Origin of the sequence: Streptomyces sp. AK02-01A (assembly GCF_033795305.1) — a bacterium.
Taxonomy (GTDB): domain Bacteria; phylum Actinomycetota; class Actinomycetes; order Streptomycetales; family Streptomycetaceae; genus Streptomyces.
Map to the genome: position 1 here is coordinate 132,350 of NZ_JARBAE010000010.1, position 19,693 is coordinate 152,042.

The 19,693-nt window shown below is 69.7% G+C and carries 16 protein-coding genes; 6 read left to right on the forward strand and 10 right to left on the reverse strand.

From position 1 onward, the window contains the following. Positions 1 to 20 precede the first annotated feature (20 nt). The 3 genes from PV679_RS13175 to uvrA form a co-directional block, all read right to left on the reverse strand. Positions 21 to 449, reverse strand: coding sequence for a Rieske (2Fe-2S) protein (locus tag PV679_RS13175; RefSeq protein WP_319680348.1), 429 nt, complete (start codon positions 447 to 449; stop codon positions 21 to 23). A gap of 248 nt (positions 450 to 697) precedes the next feature. Then, entirely contained in the window at positions 698 to 1,573 is an 876-nt protein-coding gene (locus tag PV679_RS13180; RefSeq protein WP_319680349.1) for an alpha/beta hydrolase, read from the reverse strand. A gap of 53 nt (positions 1,574 to 1,626) precedes the next feature. Then, positions 1,627 to 4,581 carry an excinuclease ABC subunit UvrA gene (gene uvrA, locus PV679_RS13185; protein WP_319680350.1) on the reverse strand — a complete coding sequence of 985 codons (2,955 nt, stop codon included), beginning with the start codon at positions 4,579 to 4,581 and terminating at the stop codon, positions 1,627 to 1,629. Between the two features lie 225 nt (positions 4,582 to 4,806). On the opposite strand from uvrA, the gene PV679_RS13190 reads away from it, so the two are divergent. After that, positions 4,807 to 5,493 carry a maleylpyruvate isomerase family mycothiol-dependent enzyme gene (locus PV679_RS13190; RefSeq protein WP_319680351.1) on the forward strand — a complete coding sequence of 229 codons (687 nt, stop codon included), beginning with the start codon at positions 4,807 to 4,809 and terminating at the stop codon, positions 5,491 to 5,493. Between the two features lie 10 nt (positions 5,494 to 5,503). Next, on the forward strand, positions 5,504 to 6,157 hold the full coding sequence (locus PV679_RS13195; protein ID WP_319680352.1) for an MBL fold metallo-hydrolase: 654 nt from the start codon (positions 5,504 to 5,506) through the stop codon (positions 6,155 to 6,157). Positions 6,158 to 6,247: 90 nt separating this feature from the next. Here the strand turns inward: PV679_RS13195 and PV679_RS13200 are convergent, their stop codons facing one another. The 5 genes from PV679_RS13200 to PV679_RS13220 form a co-directional block, all read right to left on the reverse strand. Further along, positions 6,248 to 7,243, reverse strand: coding sequence for a TerC family protein (locus PV679_RS13200; protein ID WP_319680353.1), 996 nt, complete (start codon positions 7,241 to 7,243; stop codon positions 6,248 to 6,250). Between the two features lie 224 nt (positions 7,244 to 7,467). After that, positions 7,468 to 9,426, reverse strand: coding sequence for a TerD family protein (locus PV679_RS13205; protein ID WP_319680354.1), 1,959 nt, complete (start codon positions 9,424 to 9,426; stop codon positions 7,468 to 7,470). Positions 9,427 to 9,825: 399 nt separating this feature from the next. Further along, entirely contained in the window at positions 9,826 to 10,440 is a 615-nt protein-coding gene (locus PV679_RS13210; RefSeq protein WP_319680355.1) for a TerD family protein, read from the reverse strand. Between the two features lie 137 nt (positions 10,441 to 10,577). Further along, positions 10,578 to 12,722 carry an excinuclease ABC subunit UvrB gene (uvrB, locus tag PV679_RS13215; protein WP_319680356.1) on the reverse strand — a complete coding sequence of 715 codons (2,145 nt, stop codon included), beginning with the start codon at positions 12,720 to 12,722 and terminating at the stop codon, positions 10,578 to 10,580. Between the two features lie 51 nt (positions 12,723 to 12,773). Further along, entirely contained in the window at positions 12,774 to 13,661 is an 888-nt protein-coding gene (locus PV679_RS13220) for an MHYT domain-containing protein (protein WP_319680357.1), read from the reverse strand. Between the two features lie 218 nt (positions 13,662 to 13,879). On the opposite strand from PV679_RS13220, the gene PV679_RS13225 reads away from it, so the two are divergent. The 4 genes from PV679_RS13225 (at position 13,880) to PV679_RS13240 (ending at position 18,114) form a co-directional block, all read left to right on the forward strand. After that, positions 13,880 to 14,425: a methylated-DNA--[protein]-cysteine S-methyltransferase gene (locus PV679_RS13225; RefSeq protein WP_319680358.1), complete on the forward strand. Its 546-nt coding sequence runs from the start codon at positions 13,880 to 13,882 to the stop codon at positions 14,423 to 14,425. Positions 14,426 to 14,823: 398 nt separating this feature from the next. Further along, the gene (fdhA, locus tag PV679_RS13230) at positions 14,824 to 16,053 is read left to right on the forward strand and encodes a formaldehyde dehydrogenase, glutathione-independent (RefSeq protein ID WP_319680359.1); all 1,230 of its coding nucleotides are present in this window, start codon (positions 14,824 to 14,826) and stop codon (positions 16,051 to 16,053) included. A 256-nt stretch (positions 16,054 to 16,309) separates the two neighbouring features. After that, positions 16,310 to 17,218 carry a pseudouridine-5'-phosphate glycosidase gene (locus tag PV679_RS13235; protein ID WP_319680360.1) on the forward strand — a complete coding sequence of 303 codons (909 nt, stop codon included), beginning with the start codon at positions 16,310 to 16,312 and terminating at the stop codon, positions 17,216 to 17,218. 20 nt (positions 17,219 to 17,238) lie between these two features. Beyond that, positions 17,239 to 18,114 (forward strand): carbohydrate kinase family protein, encoded by an 876-nt coding sequence (locus PV679_RS13240; protein WP_416069711.1) that lies wholly within the window; start codon positions 17,239 to 17,241, stop codon positions 18,112 to 18,114. Between the two features lie 118 nt (positions 18,115 to 18,232). On the opposite strand, the gene PV679_RS13245 is transcribed toward PV679_RS13240, so the two are convergent. Together PV679_RS13245 and PV679_RS13250 are read right to left on the reverse strand one after the other, a co-directional pair. After that, positions 18,233 to 18,871, reverse strand: a complete 639-nt coding sequence (locus PV679_RS13245; protein WP_319680362.1) for a uridine kinase — start codon at positions 18,869 to 18,871, stop codon at positions 18,233 to 18,235. A gap of 104 nt (positions 18,872 to 18,975) precedes the next feature. Then, positions 18,976 to 19,623, reverse strand: coding sequence for a helix-turn-helix domain-containing protein (locus PV679_RS13250; RefSeq protein ID WP_319680363.1), 648 nt, complete (start codon positions 19,621 to 19,623; stop codon positions 18,976 to 18,978). Positions 19,624 to 19,693: the final 70 nt, after the last annotated feature.

Genomic DNA, 19,693 nt, shown 5'->3' on the forward strand with positions numbered 1-19,693 from the left:
CGCGCGGGTGCGGGCCGGGCTCAGGCGCTCGGACCGGCGACGAGCTTGCCGCCGTCGGCCCTGACCGGGACCTCGGGCAGCGGCACGGTCGCGGGGCCCTGGACGGCCTGCCCGGTGGTGACGTCGAAGCGGCTGCCGTGACAGGGACAGTCGCCGACGGTGCCCTCCAGCTTCTCCAGGAGACAGCCCGCATGGGTGCACTGCGCGCTGAACGCCTTGTACACGCCTTCGGCGGGACAGCTCACGACCAGCCGCTGTTCCCGGTAGAGCTTGGCACCGCCGACGGGGATCGCGTCCGCCGCGCCGAGGTCGACGGGAGCGGTCGGCGTCGGGTTCTCGGCGTGGCCCAGCTTCGACTCGGTGGAACAGGCCGCCAGACCCAGTCCGGCCGCGCCGGCGAGTGCGGCGCCCTTCAGCACGGTACGGCGAGGAGCGGGCAGGCCGGGCATGGTGTCTCCACTGGGCAGGGGTCGGTCGGTGTCGGACGGGCCGCGGTCGGCTGTGCCGACGACATACGCGACGATACCGGGGCCGTTCCGGCGGCCGTCCGGGGGCCGTCCTCATGGCACCGGGCGGCCGGTGTGGATGACGTTCGGCCGGTGATCGTCGTCGCCGGAGAATCCTTGACCGACCCGGCCCGGAGGCATGTCGCGCCCGGCCGCCGTACGCGGCGGAGCCGGCCGGGCCCGGACAGCCCTCAGACGCGTCTACCGGCGAGAAAGGCGCGCGCCGCCGCGCCGAAGCCCGCCGGGTCCTCGGTCCACGGCAGGTGTCCGGCACCGGCGAGGGTCGTCCGGGTCACGTCGGGCAGCGCGCTCTCCAGCGAGTCCACCGCCCGGCGGGGCCGGATGTCGGCCTCGCCGTCCACGATGAGTACCGGAATGTCCAGCGCCGCGCACCGGACCCGCATCCCGCCCACGGCCAGGCTTCTCCTCGTCTCGGCGTTGATGGTGGCATTGCATTCGTGGTTGACGCCGAACCATGGGGTCGCCATCGCCTCGGCATGCTCCAGGGCGTGCTCGTGGTCGGTGAAGTCCACCGACCACTGGAGAATCGCGAGCTCCCGGTCCTCCGCCTCCGAAAGGCCACCGCGCCGGTCCCGCAGCTCCTCCCAGCGGCGCCGGTGCTCGCCCAGCCGCCGCCGCAGGGCCTCCCGGTAGGGCGGATGCCAGGCCGACTCGTCGTCGATGCCCGTGCCGGACACATAGATCAGTGCGCTGACCCGGCCGGGACCGGCCAGCGCGTAGCTCAGAGCGAGCTGGGCGCCCCAGGAGTGTCCGAGCAGCGCCATCCGGTCCAGCCCGAAGTGCCGGCGTACGGCGTCGAGGTCGGCCACGGACCGGCCCGTGCTGTACGGCCCCGACCGCTGGGAGCGCCCGCAGCCACGCTGGTCCCAGCGGAACACCGGCCGGTCTCCCAGCAGAGCGGCGACCTCCTCCAGCGTGTCCCACAGCCCCGGGCCGCCGTGACAGAGGACCACGGGCTCGTCCGGGCCGTCCGCCGCACGGGCGGCCCAGAGCCGTACGCCGTCATCCGTCCGTACCGTCTCACCCGCCGGGAGCGTCTCGTCCATCCCGGGATTGTGCCCGGGAAGAGGCGACCGCAGCCGCCCGGCGGGTGGGACGGTCAGGCGCGCCCGGAGCCCGTCCTGGCCGCGACCGGCTTCTTGGCCGCGGTCTTCCGCGCCGTGGTCTTCCGCGTGGTGGTCTTCTTCTCGGGCGACGCGTCACTGATCCGCTCCGCGTCGAGAATCTCCCGCAGAAACTTCCCGGTGTGGCTGGCCGGAACCCCGGCCACCTGCTCCGGGGTGCCTTCCGCGATGACCAGACCGCCGCCGTTGCCGCCTTCGGGACCCATGTCGATCACCCAGTCCGCCGTCTTGATGACGTCCAGGTTGTGCTCGATGACGATCACCGAGTTGCCCTTCTCGACCAGACCCGACAGCACCGTGATCAGCTTGCTGATGTCCTCGAAGTGCAGACCGGTCGTGGGCTCGTCCAGGACATAGACCGTACGGCCCGTGGAACGCTTCTGCAGCTCGCTCGACAGCTTCACCCGCTGCGCCTCGCCGCCCGAGAGGGTCGGCGCCGACTGGCCCAGCCGGACATAGCCCAGGCCCACCTCGTTGAGGGTCTTCAGATGACGCGAGATCGTCGGGACCGCCTCGAAGAAGTCCAGGGCCTCCTCGATCGGCATGTCCAGCACCTCGGCGATGGACTTGCCCTTGTAGTGGACCTCCAGCGTCTCCCGGTTGTAACGCGCGCCGTGGCAGACCTCGCACGGGACATAGACATCGGGCAGGAAGTTCATCTCGATCTTGATGGTGCCGTCGCCCGAGCAGTTCTCGCAGCGGCCGCCCTTGACGTTGAACGAGAAGCGCCCGGGGAGATAGCCGCGGACCTTGGCCTCCATCGTCTCCGCGAAGAGCTTGCGGACATGGTCGAAGACCCCGGTGTACGTGGCCGGGTTGGACCGGGGCGTACGGCCGATGGGCGACTGGTCGACATGGACGACCTTGTCGACCAGGTCGTCGCCGTCGACCCGGGTGTGCCGTCCGGGCACCGACTTCGCGCCGTTCAGCTCGCGCGCCAGGTGGGTGTAGAGGATGTCGTTGACCAGCGTCGACTTGCCGGAGCCCGAGACGCCCGTGACCGCCGCGAACACGCCCAGCGGGAAGGACACGTCGATGTCCCGCAGGTTGTTCTCCCGCGCGCCGTGCACGGTGAGCTGCCGAGCCGGGTCGACGGGCCTGCGGATGTCCGGGGTGGGAATGGACCTCTTGCGGGCGAGGTACTGGCCGGTCAGCGACTCCTTGTTGGCCAGGAGGCCCTTCAACGGTCCGGAGTGCACGACCTTGCCGCCGTGCTCACCCGCGCCGGGGCCGATGTCCACCACCCAGTCGGCCACCTTGATGGTGTCCTCGTCGTGCTCCACGACGATCAGGGTGTTGCCCATGTCACGGAGCCGGACCAGGGTCTCGATGAGCCGGTGGTTGTCCCGCTGGTGCAGGCCGATGGACGGCTCGTCGAGGACGTACAGCACACCGACCAGACCGGAGCCGATCTGTGTGGCGAGCCGGATGCGCTGCGCCTCACCGCCGGAGAGTGTCCCGGCCGCGCGGTTCAGCGACAGATAGTCCAGGCCGACGTCGACCAGGAACTTCAGCCGCTCGTTGACCTCCTTGAGCACCCGCTCGGCGATCTTCTTGTCCCGGGCGTTCAGCGTGAGCCTGCCGAGGAACTCCGCGCAGTCGCTGATCGACAGCGCGGCGACATCGGCGATGGACTTCTCCATGACCGTGACCGCCAGGACGATCGGCTTGAGCCTGGTGCCCTCACAGGTCGGGCAGGGCACCTCGCGCATATAGCCCTCGAAGCGCTCCCTGCTGGTGTCGCTCTCGGCCTCCGAGTGCCGCCGCTTGACGAAGGAGACCGCGCCTTCGAAGGCGGGGGTGGTGTAGGCGCGCTCCCGCCCGTACCTGTTGCGGTAGCGGACCTCGACCTGGGTCTTGTGGCCGTACAGCAGGGCCTTCTTGGCGCGCTGCGGCAGTCCCGCCCACGGAATGTCCGTACGGAAGCCGAGGGCCTCGGAGAGGCCGCCGATCAGCCGGCCGAAGTACTCCCTGGTGTGGCCGTGCGACCACGGATGAATCGCACCCTCGTCGAGCGACTTCTCCTCGTCCGGGACGATCAGCTCCGGGTCGACCTCCATCCGCGTACCGATGCCGGTGCAGTCGGGGCAGGCGCCGAAGGGCGAGTTGAAGGAGAAGGAGCGCGGCTCCAGCTCCTCGAAGGAGAGGTCGTCGTACGGGCAGTACAGGTGCTCGGAGTACATCCGCTCGCGCTCGGGGTCGTCCTCCGGGAGGTCCACGAAGTCGAGCACGACCATGCCACCGGAGAGGCCGAGGGCGGTCTCGACCGAGTCGGTCAGCCGGCGCTTGGCGCTGTCCTTCACCGTGAGGCGGTCGACGACCACCTCGATGGTGTGCTTCTCCTGCTTCTTGAGCGCGGGCGGCTCGGTGAGCTGGATGGTCCGGCCGTCGACCCTGGCCCGGCTGTAGCCCTTGGTCTGCAGATCGGCGAAGAGGTCGACGAACTCGCCCTTGCGCTCGCGGACGAGCGGCGAGAGAACCTGGAAACGGCTGCCCTCGGGCAGCTCCAGCACTCTGTCGACGATGGCCTGCGGCGACTGCCGTGAGATCGGCCGGCCGCACTCGGGGCAGTGCGGCTTGCCGATCCTGGCGAAGAGCAGCCGGAGGTAGTCGTAGACCTCGGTGATCGTGCCGACCGTCGAGCGCGGGTTGCGCGAGGTCGACTTCTGGTCGATGGAGACGGCCGGGGAGAGACCTTCGATGAAGTCGACGTCCGGCTTGTCCATCTGACCGAGGAACTGCCGGGCGTAGGAGGAGAGCGACTCCACGTACCGGCGCTGTCCTTCGGCGAAGATCGTGTCGAACGCGAGAGAGGACTTGCCCGACCCGGAGAGCCCGGTGAAGACGATGAGGGAGTCACGGGGGAGGTCGAGCGACACGTTTTTGAGATTGTGCTCGCGCGCGCCACGGACGATGAGACGGTCGGCCACGCCGGTCCGCACCTTTCTGAAGAGAAGCAGGGGCGGAGCCCCCATCCCAGACTAGGGGGGTCGCCACAGCGATGGTTGCCAAGCGGTATGTGCCGGCTTTGGTCTGCCGGGCTTCGGATTGCCTACATGCCAGGATGCCTCTCCCGAGCCTATAGCACGCACATTCGATTTTTGGCTGCCGCCGACTGCCTTCACCCGATCGAGTGGCGGCGCTATCGTCTGCACATGATCGATCATGTGCACGACCTGGCATCTGTACGTGAAGCGACCGAACGGCTTCTCAGCGAAGCCGCTCTTCTGGACAACGCCGGCCTGGCCGCGCCGTCACGGCTGCCGGGCTGGAGCCGTGGACATGTGCTGGCCCATATCGCCAGGAACGCGGACGCCTTGGCCAATGTTCTTGAGGGCCGGCCGATGTACGAGAGCGCCGAAGCGCGGGAGGCCGACATCGAGCGGGACGCGTCCAGGTCCCTCGCGGTCCAGCTCACCGATGTACGTAACACCGCCGCCCGCTTCCAGCATTCCTCGGCCCTGCCCGCCGACTGGACGCGTGTGGTCACGATGCGCAACGGCGTCACGGACATGGCCGCCCGAGTCCCTTTCCGGCGCTGGGCCGAGGTCGAGCTGCACCATGTCGACCTGGGCCTGGGCCGTGATCTTGAAGATCTCTCCGACGAGTTCACCGACCGGGAGATCGGCTTCCTCGCGGAGCGCTTCTCCGGCAATCCCGCCGTCCCGCCACTGGCCCTGAGCGCGTCCGACGGGCGCATCTGGCGCACCGGCCGCACAGAGGGCACCGCGCTCTCCGTCAGCGGGCCGGCGCCGGATCTGATGGGCTGGCTCGCGGGCCGCCGCGACGGGGCCGCGCTGAAGGCGCCGGACGGCCAACTGCCCGTGCTGCCTCCGCTATAGGCTGAGCCGTATGACGTACAGCGGAGCGGTGAAAGTCGGCGGGCCGGCGGATGTGCACGAGTTGCCGGCCCTGATGATCTCCAAGGTCGCCGTCGGGCCGATGGAGAACAACGCCTATCTGCTGCGCTGCCGGACCACCGGCGAGCAGTTGCTCATCGACGCGGCCTGTGACGCCGCGACGCTGCTGACCCTGATCGGCGACGACGGCATCGCGTCCGTCGTCACCACTCATCGCCATGGCGACCACTGGCAGGCTCTCGCCGAGGTCGTGGCGGCCACGGGCGCCCGTACTTTCGCGGGCCGGTACGACGCCGAGGGCATCCCCGTCCCCACCGATGTCCCGGTCGAGGACGGTGACACGATCAAGGTCGGCCGGATCGAGCTCACCGCCCTGCGGCTGGTGGGCCACACTCCCGGCTCCATCGTCCTGGTCTACGACGACCCGCACGGCCATCCGCATGCCTTCACGGGCGACTGCCTCTTCCCCGGCGGCCCCGGGAAGACCGGGAACCCCGCGGACTTCACGAGCCTGATGGACGGGCTCGAATCGAAGATCTTCGAGCCGCTGCCGGACGAGACCTGGATCTATCCCGGCCACGGAAACGACTCCACCCTCGGTGACGAACGCCCCCACCTGGCGGCTTGGCGCGCCCGCGGCTGGTGACCCGACGGGTCCGGTCCGGCGGCCGGACGCGGAGGCGGGGCGAGCGGCAGCGCCGCCGCTCGCCCCGCGTCCGCCGTGCGCGGGTCAGGCTTAGATGCTGTCCGCCTTCTCCGCCCTCTCCGCCTCGGCCACCGCATCGCGCTCCGCCTGCTTCTTGGAGGCGATCAGGCTGGTGATCGTGGTGATGATCAGGACGCCGCAGATGACGGCCAGCGAGACCGGGATGGAGATCTCGGGGACATGCACTCCCGTCTCGTGGAGCGCGTGCAGCACCAGCTTCACTCCGATGAAGCCCAGGATGACCGACAGGCCGTAGCTGAGGTGCACCAGCCTCCTCAGCAGTCCGCCGATGAGGAAGTAGAGCTGCCGCAGCCCCATCAGGGCGAAGGCGTTGGCGGTGAAGACGATGTACGGGTCCTGGGTCAGACCGAAGATCGCCGGTATGGAGTCCAGCGCGAACAGCACATCGGTGGTGCCGATGGCGAGCATGACCACCATCAGCGGGGTCAGGATCCGCTTGCCGTTGTTCCGTATGAACAGCTTGGTGCCGTGGTACTGGTCGGCGACTCCGAAGCGCCGCTCGATGGACTTGAGAAGGCGGTTCTCCTCGAACTCCTCTTCCTCCTCGCCGGAGCGCGCCTCCTGGATGAGTTTCCAGGCGGTGTAGATCAGGAACGCGCCGAAGATGAAGAAGACCCACGAGAAGCTGGCGATGATCGCGGCGCCGGCGGCGATGAACACCGCGCGCAGGACGAGCGCTATCAGCACCCCGATGAGCAGCACCCGCTGCTGAAGATGCGACGGCACCGAGAACTTCGCCATGATCAGGACGAAGACGAAGAGGTTGTCGACACTGAGCGACTTCTCCGTGATGAAGCCCGCGAAGAACTCGCCGGAAGCCTGGCTCGTGCCGAAGACCATCAGACCGAGTCCGAACAGCGCGGCCAGGGCGATCCAGACGCCCGTCCAGATTCCGGCTTCCTTCATCGACACGTCATGGGGCTTGCGCCCGATGAAGAAGTCGACCGCGATCAACGCGGACAGACCAAGAATGGTCAGTGTCCACAGGGTCCATGAAACATCCACTTGCGCCTCCGGCGTCGTACGGCAACTGATCAGCGTCGTCGCTGCCGGAGGTCTCCTCCACCCGGGCGGCACTGCCGCTCCCCGGGCCGACGCCCCGGGACCGATGGCGGTCCGTATTGACGGGTACGTCGCGATGTGGGAGTACTCCCCTCCGCTGCAAAGAAGAGTACAGGAAAAACCAAGAGAAGGTAAAGAATGAGGTAAAGAGCTGCCAAGTGTGCAGGTCAGCGCCGCCAGGCACGCCTGGCGGCCGCCACCTGTTCCAGCGCCTGGACGAGCACCCGGCTGCCTCTCGGGACCGCGGGCGGCTCATACGTCCAGACATGGCCGACCCAGGGATCGGCCAGATGATCGTCCGGGACAGGGGTGATCCGCAGCATGGACCGCCAGAGCGGATCCAGCACCGGTCCGTAGTCGCTCGTCTCCTCACGGTCCACGACCATCAGCAGATGCACACCCACCGTCGGCCCTTCGTCGGCGAGATAGCGCAACTGGGTCACCGCGCGGTCGTCGAAGCCGTGCGGGAAGTCATTGACGATCAGCAGATGCTCGGCGGCGTCCAGATCCGGCGGGAGAGAGCCGGCGGCGCCGCCGCGCACCGCCATCTGCAGCAGATCCACCCGCCGCGTGAGCTTCGCGAGGACGGCCGACACTCCCGCGGCGCCGGCCGCGGGCGGCTCGGCGAGGACGCCGGTCACCGTCAGCGGAGCCAGCGAGGCGGCCGCCGAACCGGCCGGGTCGATCACATGGACCGTGAACTCGCCGGGCGGATACACGGCGAGGAGACGTCCGGCGACGGAGACCGCGGTGTCCATGGCGAGCCCGCGGAGCTGGGCCTCGTCCATCAGCAGCGCGGCCTCGGAACCGGCCCGGCCGCTGTCCACCCAGAGTCCTCGCTCCAGCGGCAGCCGTACGAGCATCGGTATCCGCAGATCCGGGTGCTCGGGCAGATGGACATCGCCCAGGCGCAGCGCCATCGGGATCTCCATCGGAACGCGATAGGCATGCCATACGGGGTTGTCCCAGCGGGCGTAGGCGGCCGGCAGCGCGGGCTCGACGACCTCGGATTCGGCGACGAGCTGATCGAGATCGCGGTCGAGGACCTCACGGGCCCGCGCGGCGAGCTCGTCGTGCTTGGCGCGGGCCGCCTCCCGGGCGGCGTCGCCCGCGCCGCCGACGCGGTTGCGCGGATCGGCGAGAACCCGGTCCAGTTCCTGGTCCATCCGGGACTCGGCGAAGTCCATCGCACTGCGGTACGCCGCCACGGAGCGGGCCAGGTCCTCGAACATGCCCCAGACCTGGTTGTAGAGCCGCTCCTCCAGGGACCAGCCCGTGGCATCGCCGGCGACCGGGCGGCGCGGCTGTCCCGGCTCGGCGGGCGGCGCCGCCGGAGGTGGTGTGGGCGGTGTGGACGTCCGACGGCCCGGATGCGTGTAATTGACCGCTCCGTCCTGCTGGGCGCCGGCCGGCTGCGGCACGGCGTCGGGCACGGCGGCCCGTGGCGTGGCGGACGCTGGCTGCTGGGCCGGGACGGAGCCGGCCGGGGCCGGTGCGGCGGACGACGGCACGCCGTCGGGCCTGGACCGGGCGCTGTCCGGCGCACTGGACAGCGGCGCCTGGACCGCGCCGGCCAGATGCCGGGCGACCGTCTCCTGGATGCCCGTGGCGACGGCACGGGCCCGCGCGAGTCCCTGGTCGCTCAGCAGTTCGGCGAGCCCGCCCGCGTATCCCTGGCCGACGGCCCGGACCTTCCAGGCGCCCTGGCGGCGGTAGAGCTCCAGCGCGACGACGGCGGACTCGGCGCCCAGACCGGTGAGCGTGAAGCTGGCGATCTCGGTGCCCTCGGTGGAGGTGACGGCGGCGAAGGGCGCGGCCGTGACACCGAAGCGGTCCGGTCCTCCGGTGTCCTCGGGCAGAGCGAGCAGGATCCGCACCAGCCCCACCTGCTCCGGCATGGCGCCCAGATCGACATGGAAGCGCAGGTCGGCGGCGGCCTGGCGCGACACCTCGATGCCCGGAAGCGTGGGCGAGCCGGGATGGGCGAGCCACTCGGTGCCGCGCACGGTGCCCTGTGCGTCGCCGAGGGTGGCGCACGCCAGGAGCGGTGCGCCGGCCGCCACCCGGATCTCCAGTCGAGTGTGGGGCAAGGGGTGGTTCTGCCCCCGGACCAGCTCGGCCGTCATCGCCTCTGTCCCCTCGTCAGTGCCGCGTCGGTGTTCAGGTGTCGGTGCTGCGGGAATGCCGGACATGGTCCGCGGTGCGGGACGGCGGCGTGGCTCCGGAAGCCGCTCGTACCGGTCGGGCCCCCGCCCGGCCGGTCTTCGCCGGCCCACGCCGCCGCCGTCGACCTCGGCCGGTGTCACGCGGACGGCGCCTCGCCGCGATGCCGCGGTCGCCCGTGTGATCCGGCCCGTCCGCGCGCCGGCCCTTCGTCCCGCGACCGGACGGGCCGGGCCGTCGGCCGGGACCGGTCGTTTTCCACAGACCCGTGCCGTAACCACAGACCCGTATCCGCTCTACAGACCCGTATCCGCGAACGCGTCTCTGCGGACCCGGTCCACAGACGCGGCGCGGGACGCGGTCTACAGATGCGGAAGGATCGCCGGCATCAGGTCCTGGAACGTACGGCCGTTGGCCGGGTTTCCGAGGGCCGTCATCTGCCAGCCCGCGCCCGCTCGGTTCACCTTCGCCATGATCTGCGCGGTGTACTGGCCTCCGCCGTCGAGCGTGTAACGGGCGAGCTCCTGGCCGTTGGTCTCGTCGACGATGCGGCAGAAGGCGTTCTGCACCTCCTGGAACGTCTGCCCGGTGAAGGAGTTCACCGTGAAGACGATCTGGTCGATATGGACCGGGACCCGCTGGAGGTCGACCAGGATCGCTTCGTCGTCGCCGCCCTGTCCGGCGCCGCCGACCAGATTGTCACCGGTGTGCCGCACCGAGCCGTCATCGCTGACGAGGTGGCGGAAGAAGACCACGTCGACCGGCTGCTTGTCGGCGAACAGCACCGCCGAGGCGTCCAGGTCGATCTCGCGGGTGCGGGAGCCGAACAGACCCCGGCGCGGCGCGGCCTGCCAGCCGAGCCCCATACGCACCGCGGTCAGGCTGCCGCCGTCCTTCTTCTCCAGGCTGATGGCCTGTCCCTTGGTCAGATTGACCCCAGGGCCCCCGGGCGCACTGCCCTTGGATACGTCCACCATGCGCCGTCCCCTCTCGAATGGTTCCCCCGCTACCGTCCGTATGCGGTTGCGCAGAACCCTACGCAGCCGCCCGGACGGCGTAGCAGGCTTGGACCGTTTTTGTGTCGGTCTTGCAACACACCCGGTGCCCGGGGCCGTCAGCCGAGCCCCGCCTCCCTCATTTGCCGCAACTCCTTCTTCAGTTCGCCCACTTCGTCACGCAGGCGCGCCGCTACCTCGAACTGGAGCTCGGCGGCGGCGGCCCTCATCCGGTCGGTCATCTCCTCGATGATCCCGGCGAGTTCGGTGGCGGGACGGTCGGTGAGAACCGCGCCCGCCGAACCGGCCTTGCCCGCCTTCGACTTCGCCGCCTTGGTCGCCTTCGCACCGAGCGAAGGCACCGGAGCCTTGCCCGGTTTGCCGTCCTTCGACTGCCGGTAGCCCGTGCCCAGCAGCGCCTCGGTGTCGACCTCCTCGCGCGCGATGGTCGCGACGATGTCGTTGATCTTCTTGCGGAGCGGCTGCGGGTCGATACCGCGCTCGGTGTTGTACGCGACCTGCTTCTCGCGGCGGCGGTTCGTCTCCTCGATGGCCTTCTCCATCGCCGGAGTGATTCTGTCGGCGTACATATGGACCTGTCCCGACACGTTTCGCGCGGCCCGGCCGATGGTCTGGATCAGCGAGGTGCCGGAGCGCAGGAAGCCTTCCTTGTCGGCGTCGAGGATCGCCACCAGCGAGACCTCCGGAAGGTCGAGGCCCTCGCGCAGCAGGTTGATGCCGACGAGGACGTCGTACTCACCGGCGCGCAGCTCGCGCAGCAGCTCGACGCGGCGCAGAGTGTCGACGTCGCTGTGCAGATACCGCACCTGGATGCCCAGCTCAAGGAAGTAGTCGGTGAGGTCCTCGGCCATCTTCTTGGTGAGGGTGGTCACCAGGACCCGCTCGTCCTTCGCGGTGCGCTCACGGATCTCGTGCACCAGGTCGTCGATCTGGCCCTCCGTGGGCTTGACGACGACCTCCGGGTCGATGAGTCCCGTGGGGCGGATGATCTGCTCCACAAAGCCCTCGGACCGGGAGAGCTCGTAGTTCCCCGGGGTGGCGGAGAGATAGACGGCCTGGCCGACCCGCTGCTGGAACTCCTCCCACTTCAGCGGCCGGTTGTCGAGCGCCGACGGCAGCCGGAAGCCGTGGTCGACGAGGGTCCGCTTGCGGGACGCGTCGCCTTCGTACATCGCGCCGATCTGCGGCACGGTGACATGCGACTCGTCGATGACCAGCAGGAAGTCCTCCGGGAAGTAGTCGAGGAGGGTGTTGGGCGCGGTGCCGGGAGAACGGTCGTCGAAATGCATCGAGTAGTTCTCGATACCGGAGCAGGAGCCGATCTGGCGCATCATCTCGATGTCGTACGTCGTACGCATGCGCAGCCGCTGTGATTCCAGCAGCTTGCCCTGCTTGTCCAGCTCGCCCAGGCGGGACTCCAGCTCCTTTTCGATGCCGTTGACCGCCTTCTCCATGCGCTCGGGTCCTGCCACGTAGTGGCTCGCCGGGAAGATGTAGAGCTCGTCGTCGTCGCTGATCACCTCGCCGGTGAGCGGGTGCAGCGTGGACAGCGCCTCGATCTCGTCACCGAACATCTCGATGCGGACGGCCAGTTCCTCGTAGACCGGGAAGATCTCGATGGTGTCGCCCCGGACACGGAAGGTGCCGCGCGCGAACGCCACGTCGTTGCGCGTGTACTGGATGTCGACGAAGCGGCGGAGCAACTCGTCCCGGTCCATCTCGGCGCCCACCTTCAGCGGCACCATCCGGTCCACGTACTCCTGCGGCGTACCGAGGCCGTAGATGCAGGAGACGGAGGCGACCACGATCACGTCCCGCCGGGTGAGGAGGGAGTTCGTCGCGGAGTGGCGCAGCCGCTCGACCTCCTCGTTGATGGAGGAGTCCTTCTCGATGTAGGTGTCCGACTGCGGGACGTACGCCTCGGGCTGGTAGTAGTCGTAGTACGAGACGAAGTATTCGACGGCGTTGTTGGGCAGCAGCTCGCGGAACTCGTTCGCCAACTGGGCGGCGAGGGTCTTGTTCGGCGCCATCACCAGAGTGGGACGCTGAAGCTTCTCGATCATCCAGGCGGTGGTCGCGGACTTTCCCGTGCCGGTGGCACCGAGCAGGACGACATCCTTCTCACCTGCGCGAACACGACGCTCCAGCTCGGCGATGGCCGCCGGCTGGTCACCGCTGGGCTGGTAGGAGCTGACGACCTCGAAGGGCGCCACCGTACGTTCGATCTTGGAAACGGGCCGCATGGATCCACCGTACGACCCCGCACTGACAGTCGGGCCCTGAGCGGTGGCGGATCACCGGTCACGGAGGTCCGGGGAGTCGCGGCACGCGGACCTCACGGCCGTCCGGCCGGCGGGTTCGCGGGAGGACGGACGCGGCCGCATCCGCTGTGAGGGCACCGCTCCCCTGCACCGGCCGGTCACCGCCCGCACCGGCGGCCCGCTGTCCGGACCACCGGCCACGATCAGCGGATCGATCAGGACGACCGCGCCCGCCAGCACCAGGAAGACCGCCGGGCCGATGAGCATCGGGGCGAGCAGCTCGACGGCCGGGACACCACCACTGGCGCCGGTGGGGAGTTCCGGATGGATGTTGACCGCCGCCATGCCGGTGTAGTGCATACCGGTGGCCGCGACGCCCATCACCAGACAGGCGCCCAGGCTCGCCGGAAAGCCCCGGTGCGAGGTGATCACCCACAGCGCGGTGATCGCCGCGGCGACGGCGATCATGACCGAGAGCGCGACGGTCACGGTGTCGTACTCGATGCGCCCGTGCAGCCGCATGCCCTCCATGCCGAGGTAGTGCATGGTGGCGATGGAGAGACCGGTGATGGTGCCGCCTGTGACCAGAGCCATCGGAGTCGCACCGCGGTGGCCCACGATGAGGATTCCGATGCCGGTCATGACGATCACCACGGCCAGGCTGGCGAAGGTCGTCAGGCGGTCGTAGCCGACCGGTGTCCCGGAGACGGCGAAACCCATCATCGCGATGAAGTGCATCGTCCAGACGCCGGAGCCGATCGAGGCCGCGCCGAGGACGAGTAAACCGGCCTTCCAGGGATGCCTGGTCCGCAGATACCGCGCGGCGCAGCGCAGACCGAGCGCACCGCCCAGGCAGGCCATGAGAAAAGCCGCCACAGGTGTGACGAGGCCGTAGCTGAATCCGTCGATTGTCCCCTGCATACCGGTATGTCCTTCGCCCCTGGTGCTCCGCGTGCGGAAGCGCTGGTCGGGCGAGGGTAGGACGGCCGGACCGGTATGCAAACAGCGCCCCGGAAATCGACGGACACGACACGGCGGCGGAGTGCGGCGGTCGTCGCGGCACGGACCGCGCCGTCAGCGGGTGACCGGCGAACCGCCTGCGCGGATCGATGTCAGTGGCGGGTCGTACGGTGGGCCGCATGAACAGTTACGGACAGTCGTCGGTCGAGTGGGCCGTGGTCGGGAGCGACATCGGACCGCTGCTGCTGGCCGCCACCGGCCAGGGACTGGTGAGCGTCGTCTTCCACGCCGAGGAACCGGTGCGCGAGAAGGCGCTCGGGCGGCTGAGGGACCGGCTCGGTGCCACGCCGGTCGAATCGGCGACGGGCCGGCTGGCCGAGCCGATACGCATGCTGTCCGCGTACTTCGCGGGCGGCCTCCGGGAGTTTCGTCTGCCGCTGGACTGGTCGCTCTCCTCGGGGTTCAACCGGCAGGTGCTGCGCGAGCTGGCGACGGGCGTCTCGTACGGCACCGTGGTCGGTTACGGCGATCTGGCCGAGCGGGTCGGGCAGCCCCGGGCCGCCCAGGCAGTGGGTGTGGCGATGGGCTCCAACCCGCTGCCGGTGGTCGTGCCGTGCCACCGGGTGGTGGAGAGCGACGGAGGACTCGGTGGGTTCGGTGGCGGGCTGGAGACAAAGCGCCGGCTGCTCGCTCTGGAAGGAGTGCTTCCGGAGCCGCTGTTCTGAGCAACGCGGCTCTCAGTGGCCGCTTCGCCACGCCCCGGCCAGAAAAATGGTCACGGTCTCGGCCACAGGAAGCGAGCCGACCGGAAAAGTGTGAGCGCATACGCCACACGCCTGCACACTTTTCGGTAATTTGCACCTTCCTATAGCCACTTGTCCGTTTTACCTGGCGGGCTTAAGCTGATCACCGGAGCACCACCGCGCGTACATTCCGGCGGACACAGTGCACGGGCTCAGGGCGTCCGGCACCCGCTGACCGGCCACACACGTACCCGCAAGCTTCCTCGGCCGGCCCGCCCGCTCGGTAGCAGACTCCATGGCGTGACAACGCGACAACGCGATCACGCGCACAGGCCGAGTCATCCGCTGGACGAGTAGAGCCGAAGGGACGGCGAGTCAGCATGAGTGGAGGAAACAAGGCGGTCACGTACATCAAGCCGGGCGAGGTGAACGTCACCAATATCGACTTCCCGACGCTTGAACTCCACGACGGGCCAGGCGTGGCACCCGCGAATGTCGGCCGTAAGTGCCGGCACGGGGTCATCCTCAAGGTCCTGGCGAGCAACATCTGCGGCAGCGACCAGCACATGGTACGAGGCCGCACCACCGCCCCCGAGGGCTTGGTCCTCGGGCACGAAATCACCGGTGAGGTGGTCGAGCGCGGTCCCGACGTCGAATTCATCCAGGTCGGGGACGTGGTGTCGGTACCTTTCAACATCGCCTGCGGCCGCTGCCGCAACTGCAAGGAGCGTCAGACAGGCATCTGTCTGAACGTCAATCCGGGACGTCCCGGCGCGGCCTTCGGCTATGTCGACATGGGCGGCTGGGTCGGCGGCCAGGCGGAGTACGTCATGGCGCCGTACGCGGACTTCAATCTGCTCCGGTTCCCCGACCGGGACGCGGCGCTCGAAAAGCTCCTCGACCTGACGATGCTGTCGGACATCTTCCCGACCGGCTACCACGGGGCGGTGACCGCGGGTACGACCGTCGGCTCCACGGTGTATGTCGCGGGCGCCGGCCCGGTCGGTCTGGCGGCTGCCTGCTCGGCGCAACTGCTCGGCGCGGCGGTCGTCATCGTCGGCGACCTCAACGCCGAACGGCTCGCCCAGGCACGCAGCTTCGGCTGTGAGACCGTCGACCTCACGAAGGGCTCGGCCGAGGAGCAGATCGACCAGATTCTGGGTACGCCGGAGGTGGACGCGGCGGTCGACGCGGTCGGCTTCGAGGCGCGCGCGCCCGGCAAGGACTCCGAGGAGGCCCCGGCGACCGTCCTCAACTCCCTGATGAGCATCGTCAGGGCGGGCGGCGCGCTCGGCATCCCGGGACTGTATGTCACGGACGACCCGGGCGGTGTCGACTCGGACGCGAAGACGGGAACACTGAAGGTACGGCTGGGACTGGGCTGGGCGAAGAGCCACACGTTCAGCACGGGCCAGTGCCCGGTGATGAAGTACCACCGGGGCCTGGCGATGGCGATCCTGAAGGACCGGGTCCAGATCGCGAAGGCGGTCAACGCCACGGTGATCCCACTGGACGAGGCGCCGCGCGGCTACGCGGAGTTCGACAAGGGTGCGAGCCGGAAGTACGTGCTCAATCCGCACGGCGTGCTGGACGGACTCAAGGCCGCCTGAGGCGACCGTCTCAGAAGGTCGCGCGCGCATCCCTGCCGGGACTCGGCGCGCGGAAAGTTTCGCCGACCGGCGTTCTGCGCCGGTCGGCGATTCCGTGCCCGGTGGCTTTTCCGTGCCCGGTGGCTTTTCCGTGCTCAGTGACTTTTCCGTGCTCAGTGGCTTTTCTGAACCGGTGAGCCGCCTGATATGCCCGCTGACGGCCGCGCCTGCCGCCGCAGACGTTTGCGCGGGCCCCGGGCGTGCCATGGATGGGGACATGTCAGACACCACATCGCAACTGTCCGCCGAGGTACGAGAGGCGCTCGCCGAACGCCGTCCCGTCGTCGCCCTGGAGTCGACGATCATCGCGCACGGGCTGCCACGGCCTCGCAATCTGGCGGTCGCGCAGGAGCTTGAGGCGCTCGTACGGTCCGGCGGAGCCGTCCCCGCCACCGTGGCCGTACTGGACGGCCGGCCCCATGTGGGCTTGGCCAAGCACCAGTTGGAGCGGATCGCCGAAGACGATTCCGTGCGCAAGCTCGGACATCGCGATCTGGCGCCGGCGCTCGCGGCGGGTGCGAGTGGCGCGACGACCGTGTCCGCCACGGCGTTCCTGGCCGCGCGCGCCGGGATCCGGGTCTTCGCGACGGGCGGCCTGGGCGGGGTGCACCGCGGCTGGACGGAGACACAGGACGAGTCGGCCGATCTGCGGCTGCTGGCCCGGACCCGGATCACGGTCGTCTGCGCGGGCGTCAAATCGATCCTGGACGTACCCGCGACCCTGCAGCGGCTGGAAACCCTGGGAGTCGGCGTCCTGGGCTACGGGACGGAACGTTTCCCCGGCTTCTATCTGGCCTCCTCCGGCGAGCCGGTCGACTGGACGGTCCGCACGCCCGAGGAGGTGGCGGCGGTGATGAGCGCCCAGGAGACACTCGGCGGACCGGAGGCGGCGCTCATCGTCGCCAACCCCGTCCCGGAGGCGGAACAGCTTGATCCGGTACTGCACGACCAGGTGCTCGCGGAGGCGCTGGCCGAGTGCGAGGCCCGGGGCGTCGCCGGTCAGGCCGTCACCCCGTTTCTGCTGGAACATCTGATGCGGCGGACCGGCGGCGCGTCACTGGAGGCGAACCTCGCGGCGGTTCGCGGCAATGTGCGGCTCGCGGCGCGGATCGCGGCGGCCTTGTGACATCCGGCGGAGCGCTTCTGGTGATCGGGGATGTCGTCACCGATGTCGTCGCGCGCTACCGGACTCCGCTCGCGCACGGCACGGACACGGCCGCCGAAATCCGTACGCTGCCGGGCGGCGCCGGGGCCAACGCGGCCTGCTGGGCCGTCCGCACCGGCTGTTCGGACGTACGGCTGCTGGCGCGCGTGGGAGCGGACGCCCGTGACTGGCACGAGGAACGGCTGCGGCAGGCCGGAGTACGAGCGCGTCTTGTCGTCGACGACCGGGTGCCGACCGCCACGGTGATCTGTCTGGTCGACGCGTCCGCCGAGCGCACTCTCCTCACCGACAGCGGTGCGGCCCTGTGTCTCTCGCCCGCGGACTGGTCGCCGGCGCTGCTGGACGGAGTCGGCCGGCTGCATCTCTCGGGCTATCTCTTCTTCGCCGACGCGAGCCGGCGGCTGGCCGTCGCCGCGCTGAGGTCGGCGCGGGAACGCGGTGTTCCGGTGAGTGTGGACCCCGCCTCGGCGGGGTTCATCAAGGAACTGGGTACGGAGCGGTTCCTGGCGGCGATCGAGGACGTGGAGACGCTGCTGCCCAACGCCGACGAGGCCAGGATCCTCACCGGTCTGACGGACATGGCGGACGCCGCTGCCGAGCTCAGCCGACGGGTGCCGGTGGTCGTGGTGACCCTGGGCGCGGAAGGCGCTCTGGTCGCGGAGGCAGGAGCCGTCCGGGCGCGCGTCCCGCCGGTCCCGGCGAGAGCGGTGGACTCGACGGGGGCCGGGGACGCCTTCACCGGTGCGTTTCTCGCGGCCCGGCTGGCAGGTGCGGATCCGGCGGCGGCCGCGGCGGAGGGCTGCCGGGCGGGAGCGCGCGCGGTGACGGTGCCGGGCGGCCGACCGGCCGCACCGTAGCGGACGAGACGGGAAAGAGATCCGCCCGGCCCCGCCGTATCGAGGCTGCCTCCGCCTGCCGTCAGCGGGTCTGCCTTCGGTCGACGCGCCTGCCTTCGGTCCGTGTCTCTGCCTTCGGTCAGCTCAGGCCGCCCCACGCGGGGTGGCGCGGATCGTCGGCCCGCACGAGCACATCGGCTGCCTCGGCCGGGATCACCTCTTCCTCGTAGCGTTCGAAGGCCGGAAGCGTCCAGCGCTCGTCCTCGTCGGTACGGCGCCGGAGCGCACCCGGCGACAGCCGCAGATGCACCGTGAGGTCGAACGGGAACCAGTGCCCGAGCAGCAGCGGTCCATGCACCACCAGCACACCGCCGGGCGGGAGTTCGCTGGGCGTGCTGCGCGTCGCCCGGTCGGTGGCCGGATCCCAGAGATCGGGCAGCACCCGCCCGGTGCCGCCGGGGTCCAGCGGTCCGAACACCTCCCGCCACAGCGCCCCGGTGTCGAACCAGCCGCTGTAATACGCCTCCGGATCCTCGCGGCCGTACTCGTACCGCAGCGAGGCCGGCCGCAGAAAGCCGCCGGTCCCGACGACGAGCACCGACCGGCCGCGTACCCGCAGGGCTTCGGCGAGCGCCTCCGCCTGCTCCCCGGGCCGGGCGGCGGGCGCTCCGTCGAAGGCGACGCGCAGCCAGGAGCCCCCGTCCGCCGGTTCCGTCTTCAGAACCCGCTCGGCCAGGGCCTCGGTCAGCCGCTCCCAGGTGATCGCTTCGAGTCGCACCCGTCCATCATCGTCCAGTGTCCAGGGATCCGGGCCCGGCGGCCCGGCCGGGCCCGGGCGCGCGACGGGCCGCGTCCTTGTCCCTCACACACCTCGCGGGCCGGTCATTCGCCGCGCAGGACTTTTGCCAGCGTCCCTTCGCCGGACACCTCGATACGCCCGTCCCGTACGCCGTCTTCCACCGTCAGCGCGCCTTCGCTCAGCGCGCGGCAGGTGTCCGAGTCGAGCACAAGGCGGGCGTCCGCGCTGTCGGCCGGCCCGTCGCCATAAGCCAAATCGCCCTCGCCGAGCCGTATATGAAACGCGCCCTCGTCGAGCCGGACCTCCAGCGTCCCCGCGCCCTGGAGACCCGACGGACCCGCGAGTCCGTCGAGCACCGGCAGCAGCGGTATGGCGAACCAGTGCGCCCGCACGGCATCGGTCGGACGGCGCTCCGCCAACTCCGGCGCGCCCCACTCCGCCAGCGCCGTGAGCACCGGCAGCAACCCCCGGCCGCGTTCGGTGAGTTCATACACATACGCGCTGGCCGGCGGGGGCAGCCGGCGGCGCGTGGCCAGTTCGTCGCGCTCCATGTCCTTGAGCCGGGACGCCAGCACATCCGTGCTGACACCGGGCAGATCGGCGTGCAGATCCGTGTAGCGGCGCGGGCCCGCCAGCAGTTCCCGCACGATCAGCAGGGTCCAGCGGTCGCCCACGGCGTCGAGGGCACGGGCGGCGGCGCAGTACTGGTCGTAGCTTCGGCGGCGTGGCATGTGACGCATTCTAGACATGTTGTTGGACTTTCCAAGCTCGGACTTGGTAAAACCAAGTATCGCAACAAGG